This window comes from Terriglobales bacterium (assembly GCA_035937135.1).
Classification (GTDB): Bacteria; Acidobacteriota; Terriglobia; order Terriglobales; family Acidobacteriaceae; genus DASYVL01.
On sequence record DASYVL010000128.1, the window covers coordinates 1 to 13,895 of the forward strand.

General features: G+C 62.6%; 17 protein-coding genes. 5 read left to right on the forward strand and 12 right to left on the reverse strand.

The features are described 5' to 3' along the window. From VGQ94_07635 to VGQ94_07650, 4 genes are all read right to left on the reverse strand, one after another. Positions 1 to 404, reverse strand: a 404-nt coding sequence (locus VGQ94_07635) for a hypothetical protein (protein HEV2022386.1), incomplete at its 3' end; no start/stop codon positions are given. Between the two features lie 291 nt (positions 405 to 695). Further along, positions 696 to 1,274, reverse strand: a complete 579-nt coding sequence (locus VGQ94_07640) for a hypothetical protein (GenBank protein HEV2022387.1) — start codon at positions 1,272 to 1,274, stop codon at positions 696 to 698. Between the two features lie 35 nt (positions 1,275 to 1,309). Next, entirely contained in the window at positions 1,310 to 1,948 is a 639-nt protein-coding gene (locus VGQ94_07645; protein ID HEV2022388.1) for a hypothetical protein, read from the reverse strand. Further along, positions 1,887 to 2,177, reverse strand: a complete 291-nt coding sequence (locus VGQ94_07650; protein HEV2022389.1) for a PAS domain-containing protein — start codon at positions 2,175 to 2,177, stop codon at positions 1,887 to 1,889. The genes VGQ94_07645 and VGQ94_07650 overlap by 62 nt, the downstream gene beginning before the upstream one ends. A gap of 241 nt (positions 2,178 to 2,418) precedes the next feature. Here VGQ94_07650 and VGQ94_07655 point away from each other — a divergent pair, with 241 nt between their 5' ends. Both VGQ94_07655 and VGQ94_07660 read left to right on the forward strand, forming a co-directional pair. Beyond that, positions 2,419 to 2,661 (forward strand): type II toxin-antitoxin system Phd/YefM family antitoxin, encoded by a 243-nt coding sequence (locus VGQ94_07655; GenBank protein HEV2022390.1) that lies wholly within the window; start codon positions 2,419 to 2,421, stop codon positions 2,659 to 2,661. Further along, positions 2,658 to 3,047 (forward strand): type II toxin-antitoxin system VapC family toxin, encoded by a 390-nt coding sequence (locus VGQ94_07660; protein HEV2022391.1) that lies wholly within the window; start codon positions 2,658 to 2,660, stop codon positions 3,045 to 3,047. The genes VGQ94_07655 and VGQ94_07660 overlap by 4 nt, the downstream gene beginning before the upstream one ends. Before the next feature lie 806 nt (positions 3,048 to 3,853). Here VGQ94_07660 and VGQ94_07665 read toward each other — a convergent pair. Then, complete coding sequence (locus VGQ94_07665; GenBank protein ID HEV2022392.1) at positions 3,854 to 4,387, reverse strand: GNAT family N-acetyltransferase; 534 nt, start codon at positions 4,385 to 4,387, stop codon at positions 3,854 to 3,856. Continuing rightward, entirely contained in the window at positions 4,388 to 4,666 is a 279-nt protein-coding gene (locus VGQ94_07670) for a DUF1778 domain-containing protein (protein HEV2022393.1), read from the reverse strand. It abuts the gene before it with no gap. A gap of 565 nt (positions 4,667 to 5,231) precedes the next feature. On the opposite strand from VGQ94_07670, the gene VGQ94_07675 reads away from it, so the two are divergent. After that, entirely contained in the window at positions 5,232 to 6,446 is a 1,215-nt protein-coding gene (locus tag VGQ94_07675) for a hypothetical protein (GenBank protein HEV2022394.1), read from the forward strand. Positions 6,447 to 6,510: 64 nt separating this feature from the next. On the opposite strand, the gene VGQ94_07680 is transcribed toward VGQ94_07675, so the two are convergent. Together VGQ94_07680 and msrP are read right to left on the reverse strand one after the other, a co-directional pair. After that, entirely contained in the window at positions 6,511 to 7,140 is a 630-nt protein-coding gene (locus tag VGQ94_07680; protein ID HEV2022395.1) for a protein-methionine-sulfoxide reductase heme-binding subunit MsrQ, read from the reverse strand. Further along, positions 7,140 to 8,096 carry a protein-methionine-sulfoxide reductase catalytic subunit MsrP gene (gene msrP / locus VGQ94_07685; GenBank protein HEV2022396.1) on the reverse strand — a complete coding sequence of 319 codons (957 nt, stop codon included), beginning with the start codon at positions 8,094 to 8,096 and terminating at the stop codon, positions 7,140 to 7,142. Before msrP ends, VGQ94_07680 begins: the two co-directional genes overlap by 1 nt. Before the next feature lie 188 nt (positions 8,097 to 8,284). Here msrP and VGQ94_07690 point away from each other — a divergent pair, with 188 nt between their 5' ends. Next, positions 8,285 to 8,434 carry a hypothetical protein gene (locus VGQ94_07690; protein ID HEV2022397.1) on the forward strand — a complete coding sequence of 50 codons (150 nt, stop codon included), beginning with the start codon at positions 8,285 to 8,287 and terminating at the stop codon, positions 8,432 to 8,434. A gap of 59 nt (positions 8,435 to 8,493) precedes the next feature. On the opposite strand, the gene VGQ94_07695 is transcribed toward VGQ94_07690, so the two are convergent. The 3 genes from VGQ94_07695 to VGQ94_07705 are packed head-to-tail and all read right to left on the reverse strand — an operon-like array spanning position 8,494 to position 11,915. Then, on the reverse strand, positions 8,494 to 9,714 hold the full coding sequence (locus tag VGQ94_07695; protein HEV2022398.1) for an ABC transporter permease: 1,221 nt from the start codon (positions 9,712 to 9,714) through the stop codon (positions 8,494 to 8,496). A gap of 8 nt (positions 9,715 to 9,722) precedes the next feature. Then, positions 9,723 to 10,511: an ABC transporter ATP-binding protein gene (locus VGQ94_07700; GenBank protein ID HEV2022399.1), complete on the reverse strand. Its 789-nt coding sequence runs from the start codon at positions 10,509 to 10,511 to the stop codon at positions 9,723 to 9,725. Positions 10,512 to 10,532: 21 nt separating this feature from the next. Further along, positions 10,533 to 11,915, reverse strand: a complete 1,383-nt coding sequence (locus VGQ94_07705) for an efflux RND transporter periplasmic adaptor subunit (protein ID HEV2022400.1) — start codon at positions 11,913 to 11,915, stop codon at positions 10,533 to 10,535. Between the two features lie 131 nt (positions 11,916 to 12,046). On the opposite strand from VGQ94_07705, the gene VGQ94_07710 reads away from it, so the two are divergent. Beyond that, positions 12,047 to 13,276: a putative sulfate/molybdate transporter gene (locus tag VGQ94_07710; GenBank protein ID HEV2022401.1), complete on the forward strand. Its 1,230-nt coding sequence runs from the start codon at positions 12,047 to 12,049 to the stop codon at positions 13,274 to 13,276. 5 nt (positions 13,277 to 13,281) lie between these two features. Here VGQ94_07710 and VGQ94_07715 read toward each other — a convergent pair. Further along, a partial coding sequence (locus VGQ94_07715; GenBank protein ID HEV2022402.1) for a UDP-N-acetylenolpyruvoylglucosamine reductase occupies positions 13,282 to 13,895 on the reverse strand: 614 nt, incomplete at its 5' end.

Genomic DNA, 13,895 nt, shown 5'->3' on the forward strand with positions numbered 1-13,895 from the left:
ATATTGAAAGTGAGCACATCAGCCTTGCTGCTATTTTTGTTCGCGCCCGTGATTGCGATGGTATCCAACAGCGAAGAAGAACCAGCTACGCCGAAACCGAGGTTGTTGCCGCTTACCGGAGTGGGCCCGACGCCGCCGACCGTGATTTCAAGTATGGAAGATGCAACGTTGGTGGGTCCCAAAGGCCCAACCAATGCTGCCGTCGCGCTGGCAAAGTAAGCATACACCGCCACCGATGCTCTTCCCGGCGTAAGTACCCAGGTCGTAGTCACGGTGATTGCAGCGTCGCCAGGATTGCTGGCGTTGCCCCCGGTCAGCGGGTTGCCGTGCGCTATGTCCCAGAACTGGGTTGCGCCGGACAAACTAACTGTCAGAGATTCGCTCAGAGTGGCCGAAAGGGCCACCGTCGCGTTGTTAGAGTTGATGACCGCACTTGCCCCCGGACTGATCGCTAAGAGGAGTACTGCTAGGGCTGCGACATGCCTAAATTTGTTCGTGATTATTGTCATTTAAAGCACACACGTTTCCTTTGAGAATTTCCTGATTAACCGCGATTTGCTCAAGTTTAGCGCTGCTGTGTGTTCTGAAGCAGAGCTCTCATGGCATTAGCGCTCAGGAAACTATAATGGGCGGGTTGACGTGTGTCAAGGTTACTAAAGTTGTTCCCCTTCTGGCAGGCTCCGGGCGGCCTGAAACTAGGGCGTTGCTTGTGCCTGGATGAAGAGCGTCCCGGAATAGGAATCGGCAGGCAATTGCGGCAGGCTGGAAAGATTGATGTTAAAAGAGAGCACGTTATTGCTCGACGAATTCTTGTTCGCGCCGGTGATTTTTATGTCCAGAAGCACTAAGCTGGCTCCCGCTGCGCCAAACGGCCCCGTACCGGTGACGGGAGTGAATGCACCGGCATTCATTTTCAGCTCAACCGCCGATGAAGGTATATCGAGGCATCCGGTCGTGCAGACCGCTGAGTTGTGAACTAAGGCAGCACTCGCATTGTTGAAATATGCATACAGCGCAAGCCGTGCATGCGCAGGCGACAGGCTCCATACCGACGTGATCGTGATCGAATTGCTGCCCGGATTCGTAGCGCTTCCCCCGAGCAGTGCGTTGCCAAATGAATTGTTCCATTGCACCGAGCCCCCGCCCAACGATACGGTGATCGATTGAGCGAACGAACTTCCACTCGACCCCAAGCACAGCAGTCCAAGCAAAAGGCCGGATAAAATAGACTTCCTGACCTTCCCGTAGAGAGGTTCGCTACTGGAGGCTGGCATCTTATCTCCCCATTTCCTTCAGATCTGCTGGCATCTTATCTCCCCATTTCCTTCAGATCTAATGACAACCAATACCGGCGTTTTTCTCCCGCCGGCACTGAAGCAAGCTGTATCTCAACCGTCGCGGGGAAGGTACCCATAACTCTTCCCGATGGGGTGGTCGCCATGGCGAAGGTCAGATTGCCCTTGAGAGAAAAGCTGCGGGAAATGATTCTGGGCGCCGACCTTTCTTCCGCCGTCGGCGCCAACCGGATGAAACCATCAATCGCGATCGGCGAGGTGGCCTGGATCGTAAAACCTCTCACGTTGCTGGTGATCACGATCGGCACGAGCAGTGTTGTGACCTGTCCAGTTCCCTCTACTTCCACTTGGAGGGCCAAGCTGTTCTCGGCGGTGTTGTGAATGTTCGCCCGCCACGGCTGATTCGCAATTATACCCGAGGCCGGCTTCAGGTTTAAGATGTGCCTCACCTCTGCCCGCAATCCAATCAATGCCACATTGGAGTTCTTCTGCCCATAGACTGATGCGCACAGAAACAAAACAATGGAAGTCGCGATGGCCCGGTATCTTGGTGGCAACCGGAGCCGGAGAGCAGGATTGGAAGCCCGGCTCCTAGACGGCGGTGCGCTCGGGGAAATCTTTTTCTTGAGGCTTTCGATGATTGCGTAGAACACGGGCCTCTCCTTCCAACCTCACGACCGGCAGACCGAGCAGCTCTTCGCGCGAGAAGCCGAACATCTTTTCCGTCTGCACGTTCACCAGCATGATCTCTCCCGAGCGTTTCACAATCACCACCGCATCGGGGAACGACTCCAGCAAACCACGGAATTTCTTCCCCAGCCGGTCGCGCTTAGGGGATTCGTGAACTGCACTGGCGGTTCGCGCCCGCTCTTTTCTCTGCATGGGTGGCACTCGATGAAATCAAGAGATAATGACTATGAATGCAACCGGGGCACCAAAGCCGGAAGTGGCGTCCTAGCATGAGGTTGGGAGAAGGAAGGAGCTCTTGAAGGCCCCAGAGCGGGAAGAACTTTCCCGTTACGGGATGAATGGTGACCAGTTGGTTGGGGGTGGGCGCGAGGAATCAATCACTTGACCATTATTGTTGACCATGGTATGATCGATAAGTCTTGGGAGGAGAACAGTGGAGGAAGTGGCCATCTCCGAGTTCAAGGCCAAGTGCCTAGCGCTGCTGGAACGGGTGCGCAAGACCCAGAAGCCCATCCGGGTAACGCGCTTTGGCAAGCCCGTGGCGGAGGTGGTTCCTGCCTCCCCGGAGGGCGAGCCGGGGGAGTGGCTGGGCTCCATGGCCGATACCCTGGAGATCGTGGGCGACATCGTGTCGCCGGTCATCGAAGAAGGTGACTGGGAGGCGTTGCAGGAGTGAAGCTACTGCTCGATACCCACATCTGGCTGTGGAGCCTGGGGGAACCGTCGCGGCTGGGGCGCCGCCTGCGTCACGAACTGAAGGCCGAGGACAACGAACTGTGGCTGTCTCCGGTGAGCACCTGGGAGGCGTTGCTACTCAACGCCAAGGGCAGGATCCGGTTGCATGGAGATGTGACTGCATGGCTGGCGCAGGCGACAGCGCACCTGCGGGAAGCCCCGCTCACCCATGGCATCGTGCTGGCGGCCCACCAGTTGCCGCTGCCCCACCCGGACCCGGTGGACCGCTTTCTGGCCGCGACCGCCCAGGTGCTGGGCTTGACCCTGGTTACCGCCGACGAGCGCCTGCTGGGGCTGGGGGAGATCGCGACGTTAGCCAACCGCTAATGGAGCCGCCGGCAGCGGGCAGCTGCAGCGGGCAGGAAAAGCTTCAGCGCAGAGATCGCGGAGAGCGCGGAGAAGAACGGTTTCCCGTTTCAGGTTCCAGTTGCTCCGAAGAAGCGAGTTAGTTCATCTGCAACGATCTATCCCGCGACCGTCTCCTGGTACAGGACGTTGGGCACCGGATCATCAACAGACTGGCTCCAAACGTAGAGGGGTTCCATTTTGGGGAGCTGCGCCGGCCCCCTGACTCCTGGACAGGAAATGGGTTCTCTCCGTAGTGGGGCCCGTTCGGCCGATTCTGTCCCCGTCACGGGATAGGATGATTCGAGCCACAGGCAAAGCCTTGGAGCAATCCCGGCGGATGGTCTGGCTTCGGAGTCATAATACTGAACGATTGTATACGTGCATATAGTGACACCATATGACATCATAAATCGAGCGCCTGGCCGATCGCCGCGGACTGACGGAGACGTGGCAGCGATTCGAGAAAAGGTTTTTCCATGAGTGAGCTCAAACTGCTGCTGGAGACGCAGGCGCGGTGGCAGAAGACCCGCAGGTCTCTTTCCTGGGCGGAAAAAATCCACCTGGCCGAGCAGGTTCGGACGTCGGTGGCATGGTGGCGTTCGACAGCCGAGAGTAACACCCTGGCTAGCCCTAAATCAGCGGCCCAGCTAAGGGTCGGCAGTTCCGCCTCAATCCCCTGGATTAGGATCCACACCGAAGTCGGTAGTGCCCCGGTTACCAGACTGGGGCACTCCCCCGAAGCCCGATTGACAGCGTCCGGGAGACAATCACATTTCCGGGAAATCCTATTCAGTGAACAATCTCTCGATCGTCGCCATGGGCAGAAATAAGCGATTCGGAGTGCGAGGCAAGGACATAAAATCAAAGTGCTCATAGAAGCTCTTGGCGGTCTCGTCTTTCGCATCTACGATCACTGCGGCCGAGGCAACGTGCTTGCTTTGTGCTAGGCAACGATGGAGTGCATCCAGCAGCAAGAACGCCCCCAACTTCTGCCCCTTGAACTTTTCGCTGATTGCCAGCCGCCCGAGGAGCGTCGCCGGAACCTCTGGGTACTTGGGGAGTTTGTCGGCGATCTCTAGCGGCAGGCTGACTAGGTCTACCGAATATTGCGAGAGTGTGTAAAAGCCAGCAACCGTCTTGCCGTCAGGCGTCAGTACGAAGCAGACGGCCACGCGTTTCGAGATATCCTGACTTGCCTGCTTTTTCAGGTAATTGTCGAGGGCATCAATTCCAGATGAGAAAGCCGCTCGATCATGTCCTTTGCCGAGCGGCTCGACCCTGAAATCGCTCCGTTGCGTTAGTCTGATTGTGTGCGCCACCTAGATCTTCGCTCGTTGCTTGTAGCGTCTAGCCGCAGCCACCAATCTCCGGCCTGGAGCGGGCGGATTGAGAAGAGCATTCGCGAAAACTTCCCGGGCCTGCTCATTCAGGGTCAAGACTTCGTACTCGCGAATCGTGCGCACGGCAGTCTCTTGAGCACTTGAGACAACGAAGTCGGAAACTGAGGTACCTTTGATCCTTGCAGCATGCTCAATGTACTTTTTCTGCTCCGGAGTGAGCCGAGCCTCCAGCCGTTCCTTCTTGGATTTTCTTTCCATTACCCCATGGGACGCCATATCTACCTCCCCACCCTTCGTTTAATAGTGTACGGTACTCTACCGTACATGTAAAGCGGATTGACACGATGTCGAGCGAGCCTTCCAGCAAAGGTACGATCAAATCACAGTACGATTTGAAAGTCTGTTGGCACTGGTGGGTAAGCTCGTCGAGTAATGACTAAAGGCGAGAGATGGTCAGCTTCTGGGATCACATCTGTTTGGCGTCGAAGCCGCTGAGCAGCGCCGCTTCCCTCAGCCGTCGGTCGACCGTCAAAAAGACGCGGCCTTGTGAAGCGTCTTCGCACCACTGCAAGCAAGGGCGACGTTCTTGGTTGTTGGAGCGCCCTCCAATTCCCTGAAAACAGGTGTGTTTCGAGAAGCGGTAGTCATTTTTGCGAAACAAACCCAAATCAACCGTGGGACGAAAAGCCGGTAAGCTATAGCAGGGAGTCGCTGCCCGGCCGTCGCTGGCCGGGATGTGCTTGCTGGAGTAGAATTCTCGGGCTTCTTGGAGGGCATCATCGCAGACGAAGTCAAACGGCAGACGCAGACGGGCGAGGGGGCCATGGCCGCTGCCGCACGCGAGGTGGCGCAGGTCCTCAAGACTGAGCCCGCCCAGGTGGAAGGTGACCTGGTGGTGAGCGGAAGGTACGGCCGCAACCCGGCCACCGTTCGCTTTTCCTCCAACCCCGAGAAGCCCCCGCTGTTGATCCAACTGGAGGTCCCGCTGCTGCCCTGGTTGAACGCGGGGAGCTTCACCTCCGGCCAGCCGGCCTACTTCACCTTCACGGTGGTCCCGCGCGAGAGCGTGGTCAAGGAGCGCGGCACCATCATGTCCACCGGGAACCAGATGCTGGACTCGCGCTTCCTCATCCGCTGCGACAATCCCGCCGGCGCCAAGCCCTTCGTGCAGGACAAGCAGGCACAAACCGAGCTGCAGAAGCTGTGCTGCTCGCCCAAGACCTCCCTGCGCATCCAAGGCGTGAACATGGAGTTGATTGAGATGGGCGGGGCGCAGAATGGCCGCCACATCCTGGCCCACCTGGAGTCCATGGGCAAACTGGCCGGCGCCGCCCCCGCGACCGCCGCCCGGCCGGTCAAGCGGGGAACGACTGGGAGCTTCCAGTTGCCAGCGGCCGTGACCAGACTGACCACGACCCTCGGAATCCCCGCTGGCGCAAAGCTGCCAGGAGTGAAAATGCCCAAGGTTCTGGGCGAGCGTGGGCCGGTGATCTTGGCCGCCGGAACCGTGCTGCTGATCGTGGCGCTCGTCGCCTGGAACATGCTGATGGTCAAGGAGGAAGAGCCCACGGGCCCACCCGCCGGGGTGGCCGCGGCCGATGTTGCGCTCATCCCTGACGTCAGCCACTGGGCCCTGATGACCGACAAGGATTTCGACCCGGTGGCGCTGGCCTGGCAGCGCGGTAAGGGAGGAGCGCCGGCAGCGCGCTTCACTGGCGATTTCGTGGGCAGCGGCGCAGCCGCCGATGTGGTCTACGTTCTGAAGCGCCGCGGCGGGATGATGCGCGTGGTGCTGCTCTCCGGCGGCAAGAGCAAGTACGACACCAATTTCTCGCCCCTGGCCGTGGTGGCCCGCGTCCCCAAGAGCGCGCTGGACGGCGTCCAGTGGACCGACATGCCCGCCAGCACGCCGGACGGCGATGGCCTGCTCATCGTTCGCAAGGGAAACGATCCTCTCGCCGCGGTCGTCGTCATGCTGATCAAGGGCAAGGTCATCACCGCGCACCCGGCCAACTACCAGGACCTGCACTTGCAGTAGCCTGAAGTTCTCCTGGATGGGAAGGGGAGGGTAGGGGCGCAGACGCCCGCCGCGCTAGCGCTCCTCAGGAAGCGGATTCCGGCAACCGGGCACGCCGCGCTTTGAGCGCGGGGATCCCCCAGGCGCCGACGCGGTAGAGCACCAGCAGCGCCAGCACCCCGGCGTAGATCAGCGGTTCGCTGATGTCCTTTTTCACCTGCCACAGGAAATGGATCACGCCCGCCGTGGCGCTGGCGTAGATCAAGCGATGCAGCCACTGCCAGCGTTTGCCGCCCATCTTGCGCACCGCCCAACTGGTAGAAGTGAGCGCCAGCGGGATCATCAGCACAAAGCCAGTGAAGCCAGCGGTGATGAAGGGCCGCTTGCCCACGTCCCTCACCATGTTCGCCCAGTCGAAGAACTGGTCCAGCCAGATGTAGGTGGTGAAGTGCAGGCAGCCGTAGAAGAAAGCGAAGAGCCCCAGCATGCGCCGGAAGCGGATGAGCCACGGCTGCTGGCTCAGCTTGCGCAGCGGCGTGATGGCAAGAGTGATAAGCAGGAAGCGGAGCGTCCAGCCGCCGGTGGCGCGGGTGATGACCTCGATGGGATTCGCGCCCAAGTCGTCGGCGTGGTACTTCCACAACAGGGCCGCCAGCGGGCCCAGGCAGGCGAGGAACACCGCGGTCTTCAGCAGAATGATTCCCTTGTTGCGCATCAGAAGTTCTTGCGCAGGTCCATGCCGGAGTAGAGGCGTGCCACCTGGTCGCCGTAGCCGTTGAACATCAGGGTATCGCGCTTGAAGAACTCTCCGATGCGCCGCTCCTTGCCCTGGCTCCAGCGCGGATGGTCCACCTGTGGGTTCACGTTGGAGTAAAAGCCGTACTCGCTGGGCGCGGCGATGTTCCAGGTGTTGAGCGGCTGCTTCTCGGTGAAGCGCGCCTTGACGATGGCCTTCACGCTCTTGAAGCCGTACTTCCACGGTACCACCAGGCGCAGCGGCGCCCCGTCCTGGTTGGGCAGGGTCTCGCCGTAGAGGCCGACCGCCAGGATGGCCAGCGGGTGCATGGCTTCGTCCATGCGCAGTCCTTCGACGTAGGGCCACTCCAGCACGCCGGAGCGCTGCCCCGGCATCTGCTTGGGATCGTAGAGGGTCGTCAGCTCCACGTACTTGGCCTTGGCGGTGGGCTCGCACTGGTTGAGGAACGCCGAGAGCGGGAACCCCACCCAGGGGATCACCATGGACCAGCCCTCCACGCAGCGGTGGCGATAGATGCGCTCTTCGAGCGCCGCCAGCTTCAGGATGGCGTCAATGTCGAGGATCTTCGCCTTCTTGACCTCGCCCTCGACCTTCACCGTCCAGGGACGCGTCTTGAAGTTCCTCGCCTCTCCCGCCGGGCTGTACTTGTCCGTCCCAAACTCGTAGTAGTTGTTGTAATTCGTGATGTCCTTGAAGGGCGTCTGCTTCTCGCTGGTGCTGAGCGGGCTCTTGGAGAAGGTGAGCTTGTCGTTGGCCACGGCCTGGGCCGGCGAGCTCAATTCGCGCACCGCGATCCCCGCCGCCAGCGCCGCGCCCGCCGCCGACGCCCCCAGAATGAACTTACGCCGGTTCACGTACAGCTTCTGGTCGGTGATCTCCGACGAGCGGATGTCAGCAGGCTTCTTGATCAGCATCGTGGCCTCATTTCCCAGCCCTCAGGACTCGTCCAGAGTAGGCTCCCACGGGCGGGGCGGCTCCCATCCGACGGTCCTCGAGCGTTGTTCTTGAGACGCAGGGAAACCCTAAAAGTTTCAAGCGGGAAGTGACTCCCCGGAATTGTCGCCCTGAAAACAGTTTACCCCTCCCGAGCTTTGGTAGCACCATGACGCCTCCCATGGCCGCCGAGGCATCCCCCGAACTCATTGCCGAGCGCCCCTGGCGCCGCAGCTTCTGGAGCCTGATCGCCACCCAGTTCCAGAGTGGTTTCCACGAGCTTGCCTTCAAGACTACATCGCGCAGGTCGCCGAGCTGATGGCGCCCGCCTGCGACCGCGCCTTGGCGCGGATTCTGCCGGGAAGTTCCTAACGGCAGCTACTCGTACCGCAGCGCCTCGATGGGGTCGAGGCTGGCAGCTTTGCGCGCGGGGTAGAAGCCGAAGAAGATGCCCACCGCGGCGGAGAACACCACCGCGGTGACGATGGCCAGGGGCGAGACCAGCACCGGCCAGCCCAGCACGTTGGTGATGATCAGCGAGCTGGCCACGCCGAGGATGATGCCGATGGCGCCTCCGATCAGGCTGAGCACCACCGCCTCGATCAGGAACTGACGCTGCACGTCGGCCTCGGTGGCCCCGATGGCCATGCGGATGCCAATCTCCCGCGTGCGCTCGGTCACCGACACCAGCATGATGTTCATGATGCCGATGCCGCCCACCAGCAGGGACACGCTGGCGATGGACGCCAGCAGCAGGGTGAAGACTTGGCTGGACTGGTCGGCCAGGTCGGCCACGTCCGCCAGGTTCCTCACGAAGAAGTCGTCGTCGGTGCCGGTGCGGATGCGGTGGCGGTCGCGCAGCAGCCCTGTGATCTGCTGCTGCGCCGCGTAGCTGGCGTCCCGCGACTGCGCCGACACCATGATGAACTGCAGCCAGTCCTGCCCGGAGATCTTCTTCTGCAGCGTGGTCAAGGGGATGAATATGGCGTCATCCTGGTCCTGGCCCATGGCGGCAGAGCTGCCCTTTGCGGCCAGCACCCCCACCACCTTGAAAGGGATGTTGTTGATGCGCACCGTCTGCCCCACCGGGTTGACGGCACCGAACAGGTTCTTGCGCACCGTCTCGCCGATGACGGCCACGTTGGCCACGGTGTCTACGTCCGACTGGCTGAAGACCGAGCCGTTGGCCACGGGCCAGTTGCGGATGTCGAAGTACTGGGGCTCGGTTCCGGTGAGGCGAGTGCTCCAGTTGTCGTTCCCAAACACCACCTGGGCGGAGCTGCCCGCTCCGGGCGCAGCCGCCACCACCGCCGGGCATTCCCGCAGGATGGAGACCAGATCCTGATACACCAGCGTCTTGGTTGCGCCAGAGCCCATGCGCAGGCCGCCGCGGTTCACCGTGCCGCTGCCCACGAAGAGCAGGTTGGACCCCATGGCAGCGATCTGCGCCTGCACCTGCTGCTGCGCGCCCTGGCCCAGCCCCACCATGGCGATCACCGCGCCCACGCCGATGATGATCCCCAGCATGGTTAGGATGGAACGCATCTTGTTGCGCGCCAGCGCCCGCAACGCGATCCGCACTACGGCCATCAGCTCCATGCGTTCCCTCAATCCTCCAGCGTGGGCAGCGTTTTCAGGACCTCGCTGGCGCGCAAAACGTCGGGCGTCTGTTCATCCTTGCGGATGCGGCCGTCGCGGAAGATGACCGCGCGCCGCGCGAACTGCGCGATGTCATGTTCGTGGGTCACTAGCACGATGGTCAGCCCTTGCTCCTCATTTAGCCGCTGCAGGACCTCCATGATCTCGACCGAGGTTCGACTGTCCAGGTTCCCGGTGGGCTCGTCCGCCAGCAGGATGGCCGGGCGATTCACCAGCGCGCGCGCGATGGCCACGCGCTGCTGCTGCCCGCCGGAGAGCTGCGAGGGGAAGTGGTCTGCGCGCTCCGCCAGTCCCACCATTGCCAGCGCCGCCAGGGCCCGCGCCTCGCACTCCTTCTTCTCGATGTGGGCGTAAAAAGTGGGCAGTTCGGTGTTCTCCAGCGCCGTGGTCCGCGACAGCAAGTTGAACCCCTGGAAGACGAATCCGATCCTCCGGTTGCGGATGGCCGCCAACTCCTTCTTGCTGAGCCCGGAGACGTCCGTGCCCTCCAGCCAGTAGCGCCCGCTGGTGGGTTTGTCCAGGCAGCCCAGGATGTTCATGAAGGTGGATTTGCCGCTGCCGCTCGAGCCCATCACCGCCACGAACTCGCCCCGCGACACCTCCAGGCTCACGCCCCGCAGGGCGTGCACGCGCGTTTCTCCCAGCTCGTAATACTTGTGGACGTCCTCCACCCGGAAGACGGTTTGCTCGGGTGGCACCACGCCCGCGCCGGCTGCGGTTTGTGCTGCTGTGGCCAAGGGATTGGCTCCGCCCGAAGGCTAGCGGCGCTGACCTCCGCCCGGCGCCACGCCCGGAGCGCTCGCCACACGGCTCACATTCGATCCGGTCACCAGCAGGTCGCCCTCCTTCAGGTTCCCGTGGAGCGTCTGCGCCATCTCGGTGAAAGTACGGTCGGTGATGCCGGTGCGCACCTGCACCGGCTCCAGGGTGTTGTCGGGTTTGAGCTTCCAGACGATGGTCACGTCCTGTCGAAGGGTGTGGCCCTGCGTTGGGCCGCTCCCGCCGCCGGGCTGGCCGCCCTGGCGACTGGGGCCCGCAGCCAGGACGCTCCCTCCGCCGGCGCTCTCGCCGCCCGCCGCCCGCTCGCCGCGCCCGCTCTCGATTCCGTACTTCGCGTACAGCGCCTGGATCTCCCCCGGGGTCATGTCCGGCTTGAAGCGCAGCGCGCCGTTGGGGATCTTTACCACGTTCTGCACCGTAGCCACCGGGATGCTCACGTAGGCCGTCATCCCGGGGAAGAGCTTGGTGTCCGGGTTGTCGAACTCAATGATGGTGTCGTAGGTCACCACGTTCTGCACGGTGGTGGCGTTCATGCGCACCTGCGACACTCGCCCCTCGAACGAGTCCCGGGGGAAGGCGTCTACCTTGAAGGTGACCTTCTGGCCGGCTCGAATCTGTCCCACGTCACTCTCGTCGGTCTTGGTATACACCTGCATCTTGGTGAGGTCCTGGGCGATGGTGAACAGGGTGGGCGCCTGCAGGGAAGCGGCCACCGTCTGGCCCACATCCACGTTGCGGGCCACCACCACGCCGTCAATGGGCGCGTTGATGATGGTGTGGCTGAGGTTGGTTTGCGCCACCTGCAGCGCCGCCGCCCTCTGCGACACCTGCGCCTGCGCCTGGGTGATGACCGCCTGCTCCGCGTTCACCTGTGCCGCGGCCGATTCCGAGGTGGCGCGCGCCAGATCGAGCTGTTGCTGACTGGTCACTCCTTCTTTGGCCAGCAACTGCGTGCGCTCAAAATCCGCCTTGGCCTGGAACGCCATGGCCCGCGCTTTGTCCGCGTTGGCCCGGCTGGCGGCCAGGTTGGCGCGCGCGTTCTCCAGGTCCGCCCTCGCTTGCAGGACGGCGCCCTGGAAGAGAGAAGAATCCATCTCCGCGATGACCTGGCCCTTCTTCACATGGGAGTTGAAGTCGGCGGAAAGCTTGGAGATGGTGCCCGAAACCTGCGAGCCCACCTGTACCGTGGTGACCGCGTTGATGGTGCCCGTGGCCTCGACCACGTCCCGGATGTCGCCGCGACCGACCGGGGTGGTGAAATACTGCGTTGCGGGCTTGCGGTTCAAGCCGAAGGCGGCAAACAGCACCACCGCCAGCGTCGCGCCTCCCACCCAAAGCCACTTCTGTGCAGGCAGTTTCACGAGAGTCTCCGTCTACAAGTCAAACACTGATTCTAACGAAAAGATGTGCACTATCTGACACCCTGTCTCAAAAGTATTAATGTAGCGGCCTCCAGGCAGGCCAGGAGCGCCGTCCGGAGCATTTCGATACGATGACGTTAGATGCGAGTCCGGTTCCTGGAGCCGCCCCGCCCGAGGCGACCACTGCGCCCCCGGCTCCCGCCCCGCGTGGCCTGCGGGACATCCTGAGTTACGCCCGCCTCGACCGTCACGAGATTGCCGGCTCGCTGGGCGACCTAGGCACCTTTCTGCCCCTGCTGGTAGCCATGTCAGCACAGAACGGCCTGGATTTCTCCGCGGCGCTGTTCTTTGCCGGCCTCTTCAACCTGATCACTGGCATGACCTTCGCCATCCCCATGGCGGTGCAGCCCATGAAGGCCATTGCCGCCATCGCGCTCACCCAGGGGATGTCGGCTTCCCAGATCGTGGCCGCCGGGGCCGGCGTCAGCCTGGTGGTGCTGCTGCTGGGCGTGACGGGCTTGATCGGCTGGGTGAATCGCGCCATCCCCAAGAGCGTGGTGCGCGGGCTGCAACTGGCGCTCGGGCTTTCACTGGTAATGAAGGGCCTGGAACTCATCAGCTCCACCCACGCCTGGCTCGCGGCCGATAGCTTCTTGACGGCGCTCCTGGCCGCCGGCATCGTCTTTGCCAGCGGCTCCTTCCGCAAGGTACCGGCGGCGCTCACCCTCTTCTGCGCCGGGCTAGCCATCGCCATCTGGAAAACCCCGGAGATCGGCGCCGGACTCCATCTGGGATTGACCTTTCCCCACCTGCAGCCGCCTTCCTGGGGCGACTTCCTGACCGCCTTCCCCCGGGCAGCGCTGCCCCAGATCCCGCTCACCATCCTTAACTCTGTGATTGCGGTGTGCGCGCTTTCCTTCGACCTGTTTCCCACGCGCGCGGCCCCGGTGCGGCGGGTGGCGATCTCCGTGGGCGCGATGAACCTGGTGGGCGCCTGGTTCGGAGCCATGCCCATGTGCCACGGCGCCGGCGGCCTCGCCGGACAGTACCGCTTCGGCGCCCGCACCAATGGCTCGGTACTCTTCCTGGGAACGGCGAAGATGCTGGTCGCAGTCCTCTTTGGCGCTTCGCTCATGGCGCTGTGCCGCCTGTTCCCGCACAGCGTGCTGGGGGTGATGCTGGCCGTCAGCGGGGTCGAACTCTCGCTAGTTTGCCGCGACCAGCGGGCGCGCGGCGACGCGCTTCCCATGCTGGTCACCGCCGGGATCTGCCTGGGATCCGACTTTGCGCTGGGATTCGCCGGGGGATTGGCCGTCGCCCTCGTGATGCGGCTGCCTTTCTTCCGACCGGAAGAGAGCTAGCGGCGTTAGGCGGGTTCGAATCCAACAAAGACGAGCTCCGGCACCAGCTCGATGCCGAACTCGCCGATCACCCGCTTCTGAACCTCGTCCTTGAGCGCGACGATGTCGGCAGCCTTCGCGTTGCCGCGGTTCACGATGGCCAGCGAGTGCTTACGCGAGATGCCCACCGGCCCGCGCGTGAATCCCTTGGGGAAGCCTGCGTGCTCTACCAGCCAGGCCGCCGGTATCTTCACCCGGTTGCCCTCGGCGGGCCATTTGGGCAGGGTCTGGCCCAGGCGCGTGGCGGCGGCTTCCACCTCCGCGAACTTCTCCTGGCTGACGACGGGGTTCTTGAAGAAGGACCCGGCGCTGCGGGAGTCGTCGTCGCCGGGGACGATGAGCATGGCCTTGCTCAGCCGGATGCGGCGCACCGCCTCGCGCGTCTCGGAGAGCGTGGGCGAGTCCTTGCGCCCGGCAAAGTAGTTCTTCAGGTCGGCGTAGGCGAGGTGCGGCTTGCCTCCGGAGGCGAGCAGGAATGTCACGCGCAGCACGATGTAACGCCCGCGTGCCGTGGTATTGAACATGGTGCTGCGGTAGCGGAAGCCGCACTCGGCGTTGGAGAGCTCCTTCACCTCGCCGC

Bases quoted from the DNA above. Each gene is read 5' to 3' on its own strand.
- msrP (HEV2022396.1), bottom strand. From the start codon at position 8,096: ATGCTGATCAAGAAGCCTGCTGACATCCGCTCGTCGGAGATCACCGAC.
- VGQ94_07670 (HEV2022393.1), bottom strand. From the start codon at position 4,666: ATGGAAAGAAAATCCAAGAAGGAACGGCTGGAGGCTCGGCTCACTCCG.
- VGQ94_07680 (HEV2022395.1), bottom strand. From the start codon at position 7,140: ATGCGCAACAAGGGAATCATTCTGCTGAAGACCGCGGTGTTCCTCGCC.
- VGQ94_07695 (HEV2022398.1), bottom strand. From the start codon at position 9,714: ATGGAGCTGATGGCCGTAGTGCGGATCGCGTTGCGGGCGCTGGCGCGC.
- VGQ94_07710 (HEV2022401.1), top strand. From the start codon at position 12,047: ATGACGTTAGATGCGAGTCCGGTTCCTGGAGCCGCCCCGCCCGAGGCG.
- VGQ94_07675 (HEV2022394.1), top strand. From the start codon at position 5,232: ATGGCCGCTGCCGCACGCGAGGTGGCGCAGGTCCTCAAGACTGAGCCC.
- VGQ94_07640 (HEV2022387.1), bottom strand. From the start codon at position 1,274: ATGCCAGCCTCCAGTAGCGAACCTCTCTACGGGAAGGTCAGGAAGTCT.
- VGQ94_07650 (HEV2022389.1), bottom strand. From the start codon at position 2,177: ATGCAGAGAAAAGAGCGGGCGCGAACCGCCAGTGCAGTTCACGAATCC.
- VGQ94_07690 (HEV2022397.1), top strand. From the start codon at position 8,285: ATGACGCCTCCCATGGCCGCCGAGGCATCCCCCGAACTCATTGCCGAG.